The organism is Agromyces sp. Root1464, assembly GCF_001427265.1.
GTDB classification, from domain to species: Bacteria; Actinomycetota; Actinomycetes; order Actinomycetales; family Microbacteriaceae; genus Agromyces; species Agromyces fucosus.
The window spans coordinates 1,002,027-1,018,696 of record NZ_LMFU01000002.1; the positions used below are offsets into that span (position 1 = coordinate 1,002,027).

The 16,670-nt window shown below is 68.8% G+C and carries 5 protein-coding genes; 2 read left to right on the top strand and 3 right to left on the bottom strand.

Annotated features, from left to right (window positions below; genetic code table 11):
- Positions 1–165: 165 nt before the first annotated feature.
- The 3 genes from ASD23_RS10365 to ASD23_RS19080 form a co-directional block, all read right to left on the bottom strand.
- Positions 166–7,218: a prealbumin-like fold domain-containing protein gene (locus tag ASD23_RS10365; protein WP_157377062.1), complete on the bottom strand. Its 7,053-nt coding sequence runs from the start codon at positions 7,216–7,218 to the stop codon at positions 166–168.
- Positions 7,219–7,620: 402 nt separating this feature from the next.
- On the bottom strand, positions 7,621–11,910 hold the full coding sequence (locus tag ASD23_RS10370) for a DUF7927 domain-containing protein (protein ID WP_056010047.1): 4,290 nt from the start codon (positions 11,908–11,910) through the stop codon (positions 7,621–7,623).
- Positions 11,911–12,239: 329 nt separating this feature from the next.
- The gene (locus ASD23_RS19080; RefSeq protein ID WP_056010049.1) at positions 12,240–14,225 is read right to left on the bottom strand and encodes a DUF7927 domain-containing protein; all 1,986 of its coding nucleotides are present in this window, start codon (positions 14,223–14,225) and stop codon (positions 12,240–12,242) included.
- A gap of 251 nt (positions 14,226–14,476) precedes the next feature.
- Between ASD23_RS19080 and ASD23_RS10380 the strand changes: the two genes are divergently transcribed.
- On the top strand, positions 14,477–15,718 hold the full coding sequence (locus ASD23_RS10380) for a YihY/virulence factor BrkB family protein (protein WP_157377063.1): 1,242 nt from the start codon (positions 14,477–14,479) through the stop codon (positions 15,716–15,718).
- Positions 15,719–15,801: 83 nt separating this feature from the next.
- A complete protein-coding gene (locus ASD23_RS10385; RefSeq protein WP_056010054.1) occupies positions 15,802–16,641 on the top strand; it encodes an exodeoxyribonuclease III in 840 nt (279 codons plus the stop codon).
- Positions 16,642–16,670: the final 29 nt, after the last annotated feature.

Sequence of the window (16,670 nt, forward strand, 5' to 3'; positions counted from 1 at the left end):
CACGATTCGCCCGGAATCCCGGAATCATCAGGATCTTCATCCTCAATGTCACCCGAAAGCGGGGTACGCGAGATTTGCTCATGCGCCTCGAATGGGGGACACGCAGCGAAGCGGACCGGGTCGATGACCCGGTCCGCTTCGCTCGTCGTCGTGCGTTGAGCGGTGCTACACCGTTCCGCCTGCCCGACGTCGCCGGACCACGTACGCTCCGCCGACGAACACGCCGCCGAGGAGGAGCAGCAGCGCACCGACCCAGATGTACGCCTCACCGGCGAACCCGGTGACCGCCATCGGCTGCGGTACTCGAACCGTGACGGTCGAGTCGTCGCAGAGCACCACGGGATCCGATGACGCATCGTCGGCGTTCTGCCAGCACACCTCGCCCGTGTTGACGATGCTCGTCGCCTTGGTGTTCGGGTTGACGTGCACGTCGAGCACGATCGGCGGCGCCGTCGGGTAGTTCGGCCCGAGGACTCCGAGCAGGTCGCAGTGCAACGTGCCACCGTAGCCCGCCGAGTCCGTGCCGGTCACGTCGCAGTTCTCCCAGCGGGGGAACGCAGGCGACGGCGCCGTCGTGATCTCGTCGACCCGCAGGTTCGACGGGATCTCGTCGAACACCTCCACGGGGTCGGCCGAACCGGTGCCGGTGGTCGAGACGGCGAGCGTGTAGTCGAAGTTCGTGCCGGGCTTCGCCTCCTGGACGCTCGCCGTCTTCACGATGTCGACCGCAGGTTCACGTTCGATCGCGCAGGCGGGCAGCGCTTGCGGGTACACCGCGAGCACCGACTGCGAGGGGTTCACCGAGAACGTGATCGTCGCCGGGTTCACCATGTCGCGCCACGGGTAGGTGGGCACGTTCTCATCGAGGATGAGGTCGCCGAACCTGGTGCCGGGCACCGGCGGGTTCGTCAGGTCCTCCTCGGTGATCGGGCGCCAGCCCGGGAACTCGTACGGCACGCCGTTCTCGTCCACTGCGGCACCCGGCCAGAGCAGCCGGCTGTCGTGGTCCTCCCACGGCACCGTCTCGACCTTCGTGAGCGGCTCGAGCGGGCCGTCGCCATCGGGATCCGCCGAGGTCCAGGTGACGGTGATGTCACCGGTCTCCACGTGCTCGCTGGCCGCGACGTTGAAGTACAGCCACGGGACATCCGCGATGCAGCGCACGTAGGCGGCCGGGTCGATCGCCTTGCGAGGCACCTCGACCTCGTCGCAGTTGTTGGCCTCGATCAGGTCGCCGAGCACGCCTTCATCGGAGGTGATCGCGACGCACGCCTCGTTCGGCACGTCTCCCAACTCGATCTCGGGCAGCGGCGGCACCGGGTCGTCGGGGTCGACGATCTCGGCCTCGACCGGGTCGGGCATCGGCAGACGCACCGGGATGGTGATGGTCGTCACGGCGCCCGGCGCGAAGGGTCCGACGCCGTGAGCGGTGAACGCGTTGTCACCGACGGTCGGCTGCTCGGTCCAGGTGCCCGCGCCCTCGAAGGCCGCAGGACCCGTGACCTCGAGTTCGGGGTCGACGAGGTCGGTCACGTCGAGTTCCGCCACGGGGATGCTCGAGTGGTTCGTCACCGTCAGCACGAAGTCGAACTCGTCGCCGCCCTCGATCGCGTCGTCGGGAAGGCCACTGAGGTCGTAGTTCTTCTCGATGCCGACATCGACCAGTTCGGCCTTGTTCACGAGCGAGCACGAGGTGAGCTCGCCCAGGTTCACGGTCGCCGAGGTGGCCGGCTCATCGCCGCATCGCCAACCCTGCGCGAAGAAGTACGAGAGCAGGGGGTGCGTGGATGCCTCGGTGGTGGCCGCCTCGTTGAGGAGGTAGTCGCCCGTGGGCACCGTGAACACGACACCGGCGCCGCCGAGCGACCCGACCGTTCGCGTCGTACCGATGCCGCTGAGGTTCCAGTCGTTCGGCGTCAGCATCGTGATGTCGCCGAAGCCGAGATCATCGATGTCGATGCCCGCGAAGGCCGAGACGTCGACCGTCTTCAGCAACGTGAGGCGCCCGACCGGGATGGTCTCGCAGTCGGAGACCACCTCGGTGATCGTGCCGTTGAGCATCGTCGCCTCGTTGAAGAAGCCATGCCCGCTCGTCGTCGCGACGCACGTGACGTCGTCGATGACGGTGATCGCATCGACGTCGGCGCGCACCACGATGGAGAACGTGTGCACGTCACCGGCGGTGATCAGCTCGTCGTCGGCGAGCACCGTCACGGTGTCGCCGTTCCAGGCGGTCGTGTCGATCCCGGCGTCGTTCGTCGCCGTCGCCGATTCGATGTCGACGCCGTCGGGGAACCCGAGGTCGTCGTCGAGATCGTAGTAGAGCGGCAGGTCGGACTCGCTCGTGACCACGATCTCGTAGTTCACGATCCAGTCGCCGAAGTTCGGGTCGGCGATGTCGTCGATCCGCACCGGCGAGCCGACGAGGTCCTTCGTGACGGTCGTGCGACCCGGCTCCCCGCAGTCGGTTGCGGGCTGGGGGTCGCCCTCCCCGACCGTGAGGAACGCGGTATTGCGGAACCCGCCCTCGGTGGTCCGTCCCTCCTGGCACTGGTCCTGCGAGGTGTTGAACACCTCTTCGCCGGCGGTCGCATTGATCGTGATCGTGTAGGTGTCGGTCGCCGAGGCCGGCACCGACTCGTCATCGGCGAGCACGTAGTTCGAGGCCTTCGGGTCCCAGCTCGCCGCTTCGCCGCTCGGGCCCTCGGCCGACGCGTCGTTGATGATGATCCCGACTCCGAAGTACGGCTGGTCGTCGAGGTCGTAGACGAGCGGCGCCACGGGGCTCTGGTTCGTCACCTTCACCTCGTACACGAGATCCCAGGTGCCGTCGGTGAGTTGCTCGATCGAGACGAGGTCCTTCGTGATGAGGCCGGTCGGCGGCACCACGTCGTTCGTCACCTCGCAGGTGAGCGATGCTCCCGGCGTCGCCACGAACGTGTTCCCGACGGTCTGCGGGTCGCCGTCCTCGCAGACGACGGCGCCACCCGACCAACCGGGCGGCAGCGCGCCCTCGGTGACGGTGTAGATCGTGCCGATCGCGAGGTTGGTCCACGTCGCCGTGTCGGTCGTGTTGCCGGTGCCGCTCACCGACTGCGGGTTCGCGCCGACGACACCGTCAGTCGGGGCGATCGTGAGCGGGAAGGACCACTGGAAGCCGTCGGGAACCCCGGTGACGTGCTTGGTCACGGTGACGTCGGCCGGCTCGGCCGTGTTCGTGATCTCGCAGCCCACCGAGAGCCCCGGCGTCACGACGAACTGGAATCCATCGAGCGTGCCGTCGGCGTCCTCGAGGGCGCCGCCGTTGCAGGTGAAGTCGCTCTCGGTCCATCCGTCCTGGCCGATCTCGGTGAGGGTGTAGGTCTCCCCGACGACGAGGTCGGTCCACTCGACGCTCGAGTCCTCGTCGGTGACGTGCTGCTGCACGGCCTGGACCCCGACCTGCGGTGAGATCGCGATGATGAAGTCGAAGTCGTACCCTGCCGGGACACCCTCGACGATCTTGCGCACCGTGACGTCACCGGTGTCGGGAGTGTTGACGTAGGTGCAGGTGACCACTTCCCCGGCGAGGAGGGTGATCGTCGCGAGGCCGTCGTCGTACACGACGCCGTTCGAACCGACGCACTGCAGGCTCTGCAGAGTCCAGTTCGTCTCGCCGAGTTCTTCGATCGTGTACGTTCCCGGCTCGAGCAGGTCGGATTCCCACGGGTCGGCGGATCTGGTGAGCGCGAAGCTCGTGGTGCCGGCCTTCTCCGTGTACTCGAAGTCGAACGACTGATCGCTGTCGAACGTCACGTTCTTGTCGACGATGATCTTGCCGAGCTGCGTGTTCGAGTAGGTGCAGGTGATCGTCTCGCCCGGGTCGAGGTCGATCGAGCCGACGAGTCCCTGAACACTCGATCCGTTGTCGGCGGCGCCGCCGGAGCGACTCTCGACACAGCCTTGGAGTTCACCGACATGGGTGTTCGTGAGCAGCTCCGTCACGGTGTAGCTGCCGGCGACGATGTTCGAGAACACCTCCTGGCCGGTTCCGTTCTCGGTCGTCACCCCGAAGTTCGTGGTTCCGGGCCACGTGCCCGTGAAGTCGAACGTGTCGTCGGCGCCGTCGATGTTCTTGACGATGATGATCGTGCCCTTGGCCGTGTTGGTGATCGTGCAGTCGAACACGTCACCCGCCGCCACGGTGAAGCCGGACTCGGTGACGGCGACTGCGCCGCCGCCTCCGGCGTGCGTGACCGTGCAGACGAGTTCGCCCGCGACCCATCCCGAGCCGGGGTCCTGCTCGGCGATCGAGTACTTCGTACCCGGCACGAGGTTCGCGAAGGTGGTCTCGCCGGCCCCGCCGCCTGCCGGCGTCTGGATGACCTGCTCGACGGGATCTCCCGCAGGGTCGATCGGAGTGAGCACGAAGGTGAAGGAGCCCGAGGCGCCCACCGAGGTCTTGGTGACCTTCGCGGAGCCCGGTGACGCCGCGTTCTCGACGGAGCACTCGAGCGACGAGCCCGGAGCCGCGACGAACTGGTCGCCCGGAAGACCCGGGTTCGAGTCGGGGCCGCACTCGACGACTCCGCCGGTCCAGCCGGCCGGGAGCGTCTCGGTGATCGTGTACTCCGTGCCGATCACGAGGTTCGTCCAGGTCACCGAGTCGGAGGAGTCGCCCGAGCCGCTGACGACCTGCTTCGCCGCGGGCAGGACGCCGGCCGCGGGCGAGATGGTCAGGTCGAACGACCAGGCCTGGCCGGCCGCGACGCCCGTGACGGTCTTCTCGACGGTCACCTCGCCGGGTTCGGCGTCGTTGGTCACCTCGCAGTCGAGGGAGAGACCGGGAGTGACGGTGAACTGGAAGCCGGCGACATCCGCCTTCTCGTCGGTGATGCCGGTGCAGGTGATGTCGCCTTCATCCCAGCCCGTGAGGTCGCCTTCGGTCAGCGTGTACTGGACGCCGACGTCGAGGTCGGTCCATGCGACCGTCGGGACGAGGTTCGTGGCGTTTCGCGTGCCGGGCTGGCCCGGGACCTCGGGGCTGATCGAGATCGGGAACGACCACGCGTAGTCGGCGGGTACGCCGGTGACCTTCTTCTCGACGGTCACGTCGCCCTTCGTCGCCGTGTTGAGCACGGTGCACTCGACGGTCTCACCCGGCGAGAGCGTGATGCCGATGGGCGAGTCGGTGGTCGGGTTCTCACCCGAGCAGGTCATGCTCGTGACATCCCAGCCCGCCTCGGCCAGCTCGTCCAGCGTGTACGAGCCGGGAGTGATGTTCATGAACGACTTCGAGGCGCCGTCGACGAGCGTGAAGCCCGCCTGACCGGTCAGCGTGAAGTCGAACACGGCGCTCGACTTGTCGGGGTTCGTCTGCTTCGTGACGATGATGTTGCCGCGCTGCGTGTTCGTGTAGGTGCACGTCACGAGTTCGCCCGGCTGCACGTTGATGGCCGCGGTGCCGGTGGCGAGCGTCGGGATCGAGTCGCCGGTGACGTCATCGACGCACGACAGGCTCGTGAGGTCGTACTTCGGGGCCGGCGACGTCTCGGTCACCGAGTACGCACCGGGTGCCACGCTCTCGAAGAGCTTCGTCGCGGTGCCGCCGACCGTCGTGAGCTCGAAGTCGGAGAGGTCGGCGCCGGTGGTCGAGAAGTCGAACGTGTCGTTCGCGCCCGCGACGTTCTTGATGATCTTGATCTGACCGTCCTGCACGTTCGTGTAGGTGCAGTTCACGACCTGGCCTGCGACGGTGGTGACGCTCGCCTGGCCGAGGGGCAGGTTGACCACCGCTGCGCCGCCATCGCAGGCGAGTGCCGTGAGGTTCCACGCGGGCGTCGAGATCTCGGGGAGCTCGGTGATCGTCACCGGCGTGCCCGGCACATAGTAGAAGACCTGCGAGCTCGCGTTGCCGGCGACCTGCACGTTGCCCTGCTGGCCGGTCACGGTGTAGTCGAAGGTCGCGGCATCCCCCTGTGCGACCTTGGTGATCTTGACACCCGACGTGACGTTGGTGATCGTGCACGTGGTCGTCGCGCCGATGTAGATCGCGAACGCGGCCGGGTTCGTGTAGGTCTCGAGCTGGTTCGTCGCGGGGTTCGTCACCGTGCAGACGGTCGACTGGAACGCCCAGGGCGCCGGCGGCGTCGCCTCGGTGAGGGAGTAGTTGGTTCCGGCGAAGACGTTGCCCCAGGTGTGGGTGTCGCCGACGCCGATCGGCGCGCCGAGCCCGGCGTTGCCGGCGACCGTGTCACCGGTCGGCGTCTGGCCGACGCCGGGACCGGTGAGGGTGCCGTCGTGCACGGCGGCACCCCCGGCGCGGGTCACGGAGTAGTTGAACGAGGCGTTCGGCGCGCCGGCCGTGCCGACCTTCTTCACGACGAGGCCGCCGCAGTTCGAGAGCGTGATCGGGTCGGAGGAGACGAGGCGGTCCTGCAGCGTCGCGGTGTCGCTGTTGCCGGTGCGTGTGATGAAGCCGGAGTCGAGGAAGCTGCGGCAGGCGCCGTCGGCCGGGAGCAGGCCCGAGGCCGTGAGGTCGACGGCCATCTCACCGAACGTCGCGTCGGTGCCGGAGGTGTTGGTGTCGGTGTTGCCGCCGACCGCGGCCTGGTAGACGATCGGCGCACCGGTCGGCTCCCAGCTGTTGCCGTCCCAGCCCAGGATGCGCACCGAGGTGTTCGGGTTGCCCGAGGGGTCGTAGTTGAATTCGATGAGGTAGTCGTCGGCACGACCGGCCGCGGGCCCTTCGAACACCTCGTACGAGGTCATGTCGCCGTTGCCCGACAGGCGGGTCCAGTAGGCGTAGAAGATGGTGTGCGGCACGCCGCCGACCGTGACGACCTCGTAGGCCGAGCCGCCGGTGCAGGCGTCGCCCTTGGCGTTCGCCGAGTTCGTGACGAGCGTCGCCCACGGGTCGTCGTTGACCTTCGCACCGCCGGGGAACACGCTCAGCGTCTCACTGGCCCCGCAGGTGCCCGGTGAGCCGAGCGTCGCGCCGCTGTCGGCAGTGCGCTGCGCGTCGAGGATGCCCGAGGACGGCCCGCCGCCGGCCGCGTACGGCGCCTTCGGCGTGCTGCCGACGACGTTGTTCCAGTCGAGACCGCCGTTCGGTGCGGTGTTCCCGTCGATCTCGAACGAGGTCGTGATCGGCCCGAGCGTCGCGGCCTGCGCCGACTCGGCCGGCGCGACCGCCATCACGACGGCGCCGCCCGATGCCACGAGCGCGGTGGCCACCACGAAGGACAGGAGCCTCCGCCTGGCCCGACTCGCCTGCAGTCGGAGAGACCGGGCGCCGAGGGGCTCGGTCGCCGGGGTCGTTGAACGGGTACGCAGACGTCGCTGGGCGCTCATCATCAGCCTTCGGGTTTCGGACGCGATGTCACCACCGCATCCGGCTGTGTTCCGACCCGGGCGACCGGGCCACGGAGAACGCGGGTACGAACTCCAGAATCCACGGGTAAGAGGACTCGTTCGTCAGTCTCGCACCGGGGGCGTTCGCGAGGAACCCTCGGGCTGACACCAAAACAGGGGGTGAAACAGGAAATCGGGGGACACGCCGCGCCTCGCACTGCGGCGAGACGGCACGCGGATGCCGCGGCTCACGCGAGCCGCGACATCCGCGCGCCTGATCTCGTGCGCCTACACTCCCCCGGTGCGGCGCCTCCGGATCACGACGTAGGCGACCGCGATGCCGCCGACCAGGAGCATGCCCGCGGCGATCCAGATGAACGGCGCGCCGGCGAAGCCGGTACTCGCGATGGCGGCGCCGGGCTGCGGAACGTGCACGGTGACGGATGAGTCGTCGCACAGGATCTGCTCGGCGGGATCGAGCGGGATCGCCCCCTCGGCCGATGGCGCGGTCTGGTCGTCGGGGAGGTCGTTCCAGCAGATCTCACCAGTGTTGACGATGCTCGACGACGTCGACTTCGGATTCAGCGTGACCGAGAGCACCACGTCGGGTGCATCCGGTCGCGTGCCGCCGATCTGGCCGTTCAGGATGCAGTGCAGGGTGCCGCCGTAGCCGGCGGAATCCTTGCCCGTCACCTCGCAGTCGTCCCAGCGCGGGAATGCCGGGGCGGGCGGCGTGGTGATCGAGTTCACCTTGAGGTCGGCCGGGATCTCGTCGAAGAGCTCCATCGCCTTGGTGGCACCGAGACCCGGGTTCGTGATCGACAGGGTGTAGTCGAACGTTCCGCCGGGCATCGCCGAGGTGACGCTCGAGGTCTTCTCGATCAGCGGCCCGGCCTCACGGGTCACCGCGCAGGCGGGTGTCGCCTGCGGGTAGACCGCGAGCACCGACTGGCTCGGGTTGATCTCGAACGTGATCGTCATCGGGTGCAGCTGGTCGGCGAACGCGTAGCTCGGCAGCGACGAGTCCTTCACCATGTTCTCCCACGAGTCCACGATCGTGCCCTCGCCGACGACGTCTCCGGGCTCCGCGAGGCGCCATCCGGGCCAGGCGATCGAGATCCCCTCGTCGTTCACCTCGCCGTACGGCCACAGCACGCGGCCGTTGCGCTCCTCCCAGGGGATGACCGTCACAACCGGCACCGCGTCGGGGTAGAACACCGGGTCGGGGGTCCACGTGACCGTGATGTCGGACGGGGTGACCGGTCCGGCGGTCATGACGTTGTGGTACAGCCACGGCACGTCGTTGATGCACTGCACGTAGGCGTTCGCCTGCATGGCCTTCGTCGGCACCGTGGTGTCGTCGCAGTCGTTGTCGGGGTTCAGGTCGCTGGTGGGCAGCGACGGGACCTCGACCGCGGCGAGCGCGGCGCTGTCGTCGTCGATCGGAGGCTCGGGCACGACGATCTCGACGCACGCCTCGTTCATCACGGGCTCGGCCGGAATCGGCTCGGGCGGCACCTCGGGGTTCTCGGGCAGCGGTACGACCGGCTCGCCGAGGAACCGCACCTGGAACCGGAACACCGTCTCGGACCCGGCGGCGTAGGTGCCGTCGTACACCGCGGTGAACTCGTTGCCCGTGAACGACGCATCCCAGTTGGGATCGGCCGGGGTGATCTCGATCGCGCTGAGCACCTCGAGCGTGTCCGGCAGCGTGTCGGTCACCATGGCGCCGGGAACGTCGGGGCCGTGGTTCGTCACCGTGAGGGTGAACCAGAAGTCCGAGTCCGCCGGGTCGCCGTCGGGATCGAAGTCGTCGATGGCCTCGACGCCCTCGCTCAGCTCGTAGTCCTTCACGATGCCGAGGTCGGCCGGGTCGGCGGTGTTCTCGATGCTGCAGGTGACATCGCCGCCTGCCGGCACGTAGACCTCCGCTTCGGGCTGCAGCCTCTCGAGCTCCGGGCCCCCGTCGCACACCCACTCGCCGGGCACGTAGGTGCCGTCGACGACATAGGGGTTGTCGGAGTCGGGGTTCGGACGCTCGCTCAGGTCGTACCATCCCTCGGGAACGAGGTAGCTCCTGCCCGGGTCGGACATGCCGGGGTCCTCGACCGTGACCGGCCCCTCGGCCTTCAGCAGCCAGTCGCTCGGCACGGCGAGCGGAACGTCGGGATCGATGACCTCGTTGATGTCCTCGATCGCCTGGTTGTCGACCTCCTTGATCAGCGTCAGGCGTGCGGGAGCGTCGCAGTCCTCGTCCTCGCGGACGCCGGTGCCGATCCTGACGATGCCGGTGTTCGAGAACCCGCCGCCCTCTTCGCCGTCGCAGCCGTACTCGGGCATGCCCTCGTCGTCGATCGTCGCGGTGATCCGCACGTACCAGTTGTCGGTGACGCCGACGGCGATCGGAACGTCGGTGGCGATGAGGTGCTCACCGTTCGGAGTGAACGGCCCTGCCAGCGGATGTCCCGGGGCGTTGGTGTCCTCACCCGGCTCCCAGTACTCGATGGCCGAGATCGTCATGCCAGGGCCGAAGTCCGTGGCGTCCGACAGCGAGTACTCGGTGTCGACGTCACCCGTGTTCTCGACGTCGAGCGTGTACCCGAGCGTCCACTCGCCGCTCACGACATCGAGGTCGGTCTGCACGACGGTCTTGTCGATCGTCACGTCGGGCGTCGGGTTCTCGGTGACGCAATCGTCGACGGGCACCGCCTGCGAGGCGGCGAGAGTGACGGTGTCGGGGCATCTCCCGTTCTCACTCGGGGTGACGAGGTTCGCCAGTACTCGGTCGAACGCATCGTCGTCGACGCGCACGGTGAAGGAGATGCTCGCCTCCTCCCCCGGGGCCAGGGTCGGGATCGACCACGTCAGGAGGTCGCCGGCGATGCTGAGCGGCGGCGCGATCGGCGTGACCATCTCGGAGTCGTCGAGCACGTCGCCGAGGTCGTCGACGAGCGTGGCGCCGGTCACCGGCACGAATCCGTCGTTCTCGGCATGCAGTGTGTAGGTGACGTCCTGGCCGGGCAGCACCGTGCTGCCGTCGGTCGGATCGACCGTCTTCCAGCCGAGCCACCGCGGTGCGAAGGTGTTGAGCACCCAGCAGTGGGTCGTCACCTCTTTCGCCACGCTGGCGGTGAAGGTCCGAGCGGCCGGGTCGAACGGCACGGCGACGGCGTCGGCCATCTCGGAGGTCGTACCGCACTTGGCCCCGGTCAGGAGGCTGCCGTTGTTCGGAGTCTCCGAGAAGACGACCTGGCGGGCGGGCGGGTCGGGCACCACGGCGAAGCCCGTCACCGCATACGGGTCTGTCTGGCTGGACGCGTCGGTGACGTCGCTCGTCGGGGCGACGTCCGAGGTCGCCGTCGAGAACTCCCAGCCCACGCCGCCGGGCGTGCCCGGGAAGGCGACCCCGACCTGCTTGTGGACGATGACGTTGCCGGCGCACAGCGCCTTCGCGACGAGCTGCAGGTCTTCGGCGAGGCTCGCGTAGTCGTCGGTGTTCATGTAGTCGGCGGTCGAGATGTTCGAGCCGTTGAACGCGTCAGGGCCGGAGATCGACTGGATCGGGCCGAGGGAGACGTTCGGACCGACCGCCACCACGAAGACGTGCGACGGATCCGCTTTGATCGAGTTGGCCTCGAGGATCGCCGGGTTCACCGCTTCGGGCGAGCCGTCGGGGAATTCACCGCCGTTGCCGGGGTCGACCGTGTTCGGGTTGCCGTCGGTGATCACGATCGTGAGTTCCACGGGCTGTTCGCTGAAGCCCCCGAACGAGCCGGCGCCGACCTCGAGTCCGCGCTTCCAGTTCGTCCATCCGTCGGAGACCAGGCTGCCGTAGGAGTCCTGGATGTCGGCGAGGTTCGCGCTCGTGAGTGCGATCGCCGGTTGCAGCAGTGCCGCATCCTGGTCGAAGGAGGTGACGGAGACTTCGGAGCCCGTGTCCTTCAGCGCGTCGGTGAACGCGTCGGCGGCGGCCTTGAGGTCCCCCATGCCCTCGTCGCCGATCGATCCCGACTTGTCGAGCACGAGCGCGAAGTCGAGCCCGCAGCTGTTCGGGAGGTCGGGGTTCGGCGCCGGCGCCGGGTCGGCGGCGGCAGCAGCGAAGCTGCGAAGACCGGCCTGCTGCTCCGCGAGGCACGCGTCGCGCGCGCTGCGGTCGTCGTTGCCGATCGGGATCGCCATGCAGTCGACGGGCGCGGGAGCCGCGGCCTGCTGCTGGGCGGCCGCCTCCTCGACCGGAGGTTCCACGACCGCGGCGGGCGGCGCCTCCTCAGCCGACGGTGCCTCCTCGGCAGGCGGCGCCTCCTCGGCAGGCGGCTCGACCGTTTGCGCCGCTGGTGTCTCGTCGACAGGCGGGTCGTCCGCCTCCGTCGCGGCGGGCTCATCTTCCGCCGTCGTGGCGGCCTCGTCGGCGGCCGCAGGCGGCGTCGCCAGCTCATCGGCGGCCGCGAGTGTCGGGCCGCCGAACAGGATCAGCGCGCCGACCGTGATCGCGGCGAGCAGTGCTCGGATCGGCGAGGTCGGAGGCGACGCCGAGTCGTCGGGGCGGATGGCGGATCGGGTGCGCAGTTTGCGATGCATGTTCGAACTCCACGTTCGGGTGCTGGTAGGCCGGCTCGGGCGTTTCTCGGGTCAGCGGCACCAGTCTGCTCGCACGTTTCCGCAGAACTCAAGGAATTCTCACCTCTTGGTGTCCCCCAATTCGTGGGGTACGAAGATGGATCCCTCAGGCTCCGATTGCACCGTCGATCCCGCATGATCACTGGCCGAGCGGCCCTTCCCGACGGCATCTGAGCGCTCGCCCCGCCGCTCGGCGTCGAGGCGCCCCTGTACCCCGAACTGACGGATGCCGCGACTCTCGCGAGTCGCGGCATCCGTCTGTTCGACCTCAGCCGAGGTCGGGGGCCACCTCAGGCCCGGACGCGACGCCGGGCGCCGAATCCGAGTGCTGCGCTGCCGGCCAGCAGGAGCAGCGCACCCGCGGGCAACATGGCGAGCGCTTCACTGCCCGACTCGGCGAGCGCGGTCGGCGAGCCACCTGCCGGCGTGCTGCCCGGCGGGTTCTGCGGCGGCGCCGCGTTGCAGTTCGGCGTCGGCGGCGGGTAGACCGCGATCGCGTCGTTCGACGGGTTGATGCGGATCTCGACCACGGCCTCGCTGCGGAGGTCGTAGAACGGCGCACTCGGGTCGAGCACCCACGTGCCGTCCGCCTGCAGCGTCCACCCGGGCCAGTCGGTCGGGTTTCCCTCGGCGTCGACCTCGGCGCCGGGCCAGAGCTGCTGACCGGAGATCGTGTCACCGCTCATCCACCCTGACGGGTACGGGATCGCGTCGACCTGGGAGGCGCCGTCGGCCAGGAGGGCGGCGACGTCGTCAGCCGGGATCGACGGGTCACGACCGGCGAATGCCGCCGGGGTCCACCAGATCAGCGAGATCGGGTTGGCCGCGGTGTCCTCGATGCCGTACGGCGTGATCGCGTACATGAACCACGGGGTGTCGTTCACGCACTGCGCCATGCCGTCCAGGCCGATCGACTTCACGGGGTGGTCGACCACGCACGAGCCGTTGCCGTCCTCGGTCGTGGGGCATTCACCGCCCTCGGACGGCTCGACCACGTTGTGGAGCAACTCGCCCACGACGTCCTCGCCGACCTGCACCGTGTAGGAGACCTGGGCGGAGCCGTCAACCGCCAGTGTCGGAATTGTCCAGGTCAGGACGTTCCCATTCAGCTCGAGGGTCGGATCGAGCGGGGGCACCAGGGTGGCGTTGTCGAGCACGTCGGTGATGTCGTCGAACGCCTGCGCGCCCTCGACCGTCGCCTCCGAGGTGTTCTCCGCGTGGAGGTAGTACGTGATCATGTCGCCGGCCTCGACGGTCTCGCCGTCAGCCGGGTCGGAGCTCTTCATGAGTTCCCATCCGGGCTCGGGCGGAGGCGGGCAGGTGCCGAGCTCGACGGTGGCGGTGCGATCCGTCGACGGGTCGGCCCCGACGCGGTGCAGCACCACGTCATAGCTGCCCGGCGGGAGCGGCTCGAAGTCGCCCTCGAAGGTGCCGGTCGCGGCTTCGAAGCTCAGTTCGGCAACGAGCTCATCGGTGCCGGCCACGTAGACCGTCAGCTCGTAGTCGAAGCTGATCACGATGTCGGAGGCCAGGAAGTGGAGCACGCGTGCCGCAGCACCATCGGGCGGGCACGGCACCACCGAGAGCAGCAGCGCTGGCTCCGGGATGTTGCAGTCGTTCTCGAAGATCGGCAGCAGGTCGAGGTTCAGCCCCGGGAAGTACTGCTGCACGTCTTCCGCATCGAAGTAGTAGAACGCGGGGATGATGTCCCCGTAGTCCTGGTGAACGGAGTGCGCGTGCGTCGGATCCGTCGGGTCGTCGGGGTCGCCGTTCGGGTCGATGATCGAGCGGACGCTCGGACTGATCGCCACGTACGGGTTCGTTGCGCTGGAGGTCGCGTGACAGATGTCGACGTGATCCTTCCACTCGGGGATCGTCACGGGAGGACCGCCCTCACCGGCCGCCATGACGCGGGCCTGCGCCGGCGCCTCGACCGCAACCTCGACCACGGTCTCGCTCGACGCCTCCGGCACGGCTGCACTCTCGGGCACCGGGGGTTCGGCGGCCGGCTCGGGTGCGGGCTCGGCGACCGGCTCCGGCGCGGGCTCCGCCACCGGTTCGGGTTCGACGACGGGAACCTCGACCGGCTCGGCCGCAGGGGCCGGCTCGGCTGCGGGGGCGGATGCCTCGGCGACGACCGCATCCGCGGGCGGGACCGCGTCGTCGGCCACCGCCATCGAGGGGACGCCGAGCAGCACCAGTCCGCCGACGACGATCGACGAGAGGATGAGCCGCGCACCCCCCGTCCATCCTGGCGGCGGCTCGGTGGCACGCATCGATCGACGGGTGGCGCGAGAATCCTCGCGCGCGCGGGCTCGTGTCGGGTACATGGCGGACTCCAGACTTCACTGATGAAGCGCTGTCTCGGGTATGGGTCAGCGGCTCCAGTTTCCGCGCACCACCCCATCAATTCAAGGATTCCTCATGAAATGTCCCCCGAACGCGGGGGACGGGCGAACCCGCGCTCCGACGGCGATCGCAGGCGGAAGCGACGTCCAGGATCGCCCGCCGTCGCTAGGGTTGGAGCGTGAGCGAGCGCGGGTCGGGAGCCCCACATCATGGGGAGACGTTCGACGAACGCGCCGGCCGCGACCCACTGGGGCTCGACGAGCACTCCCCCACTGCGAGGGAGCGCTTCGACGCGGTGAGCCAGCCCATCCGCGATCGGTTCGAGCAGCCGATCAGCACCGTCAGCACGCTCACCCAGAAGACCCTCGCCCTCTTCCCGGTGCGCGTCTGGCGGCACTTCCTCGACCGCAACGGTTTCATCCTCTCGTCGGGCATGAGCTACCAGGCGCTCTTCGCGATCTTCGCGGCGGTCTACGTCGCCTTCGCCGTCTTCGGCATCTGGCTCACGAGCAACGACCAGACCCTGAACGCCTTCGTCGCCCTGCTCAACACCTACGCCCCCGGCCTGATCGGCGACGAGGGCGTCATCCCCACCGACGAGCTCGAGCAGATCGCCGCCTCCAGCACGAGCCTCTTCGGCTGGACCGGCGCCGTGGCCCTCGCGGGCTTCATCTGGACGGCGATCGGGTGGATCACGTACTCCCGCATGGCGGTGCGCAGCATCTTCGGCCTCCCCAAGGACCGTCGCGCCTACGTCATCCTCAAAGCGCGCGACTTCCTCGCCGGGTTCGGCTTCGGTGCGATCCTGCTCCTCGCCACCGTGCTCTCGGTCGCGACGACCTCCTTCCTCGGCTGGCTGGTGCAGCTGCTGGGACTCTCGAACGAATCCGGCTGGTACGGCTTCCTCGTGCAGGGCGGCTCGCTCCTCGTCGTCTTCGTGATCGACACCCTCGCCCTCGCCGTGATGTTCCGATTCCTGTCGGGGGCCGCGATGCCCTGGCACCGCATGTGGGTCGGCTCCCTGCTCGGATCCGCCGCGATCTCGGTGCTGCAGGTGATCGGCGGCGCCCTGCTCTCGCGATCGAGCACGAACCCGCTCCTCGCGACCTTCACGGTGTTCATCGGCCTGTTGCTGTGGTTCCGGCTCACGAGCATCGTGATCCTCGTCGCGGCGAGCTGGATCGCCGTCGAGGCATCCGACGCCCATGAATCGCTGCGCATGGTGACGCCCGAGCAGCTCGCAGCCGAAGAGCGCGACCGGGAGCGGCGGGCGCTCGTGACGGCGGCGCAGGTGCGGGTGCGCGAGGCGCGCAAGGAGCTCGAGGCGGCCAACTGGTTCGAGCGGATCCCCGCCCGGCGCCGACTCGCGAAGGCGGAGCTGCAGCTCGCCGATCTCGAGGCGACCACGGGCTCCGACTGACGGCCAAGCGACGTCGGGGGCTCGATGTCACCGATCGATCCCGACGGCCAAGCGACGTCCGAGGCCTCCCGTAGGATCGATCCATGCCCTCAGCGAAGCCCCTCCGTCTGGCCAGCGTCAACGTCAACGGAGTGCGTGCCGCATTCCGCAAGGGCATGGGCGAGTGGCTCGCGGCGCGTGACGTCGACATCCTCGCCATGCAGGAGGTTCGCGCCTCCACCGAAGACCTGCAGGGCCTCCTCGGCGACGAATGGGACATCCTGCACGACCCCGCCACCGCGAAGGGTCGCGCGGGCGTCGCGATCGCGAGCCGCAATCGCGCGAGCATCCACCGCGTCGAGCTCGGCGCCGCCGACTTCGACAGCGCGGGGCGCTGGCTCGAGGCCGACTACGAGGTCGGCGATCGCATCGTCACGGTCGTCTCGGCGTACGTGCACTCCGGCGTGGTCGACACTCCGAAGCAGGTCGAGAAGTACAAGTTCCTCGACGCGATGGTCGAGCGGATGCCGCGGCTCGCGGAGCATTCCGAGCTCGCCGTGATCGTGGGCGACCTGAACGTCGGCCACCGCACCCTCGACATCAAGAACTGGAAGGGCAACGTGAAGCGCGCCGGCTTCCTGCCCGAGGAGCGCGCGTACTTCGATCGCTTCGTCGGCGCAGAGGGCGACGACGACTACAACGCTGGCGGCGGGCTCGGCTGGATCGACGTCGGCCGCCGCTTCTCCGGCGAGGTCGAGGGCCCCTACACGTGGTGGTCGCAGCGCGGCAAGGCGTTCGACACCGACACAGGCTGGCGCATCGACTACCAGCTGGCGACGCCCGCCCTGGCCGACGCCGCAGTCGCCTACGTGATCGATCGCGCCGACTCGTGGGACACGCGATGGTCCGACCACGCTCCCGTGGTCGTCGACTACGCCATCTGACCTGCGGGCAAACGGCCGCACCCACCGAA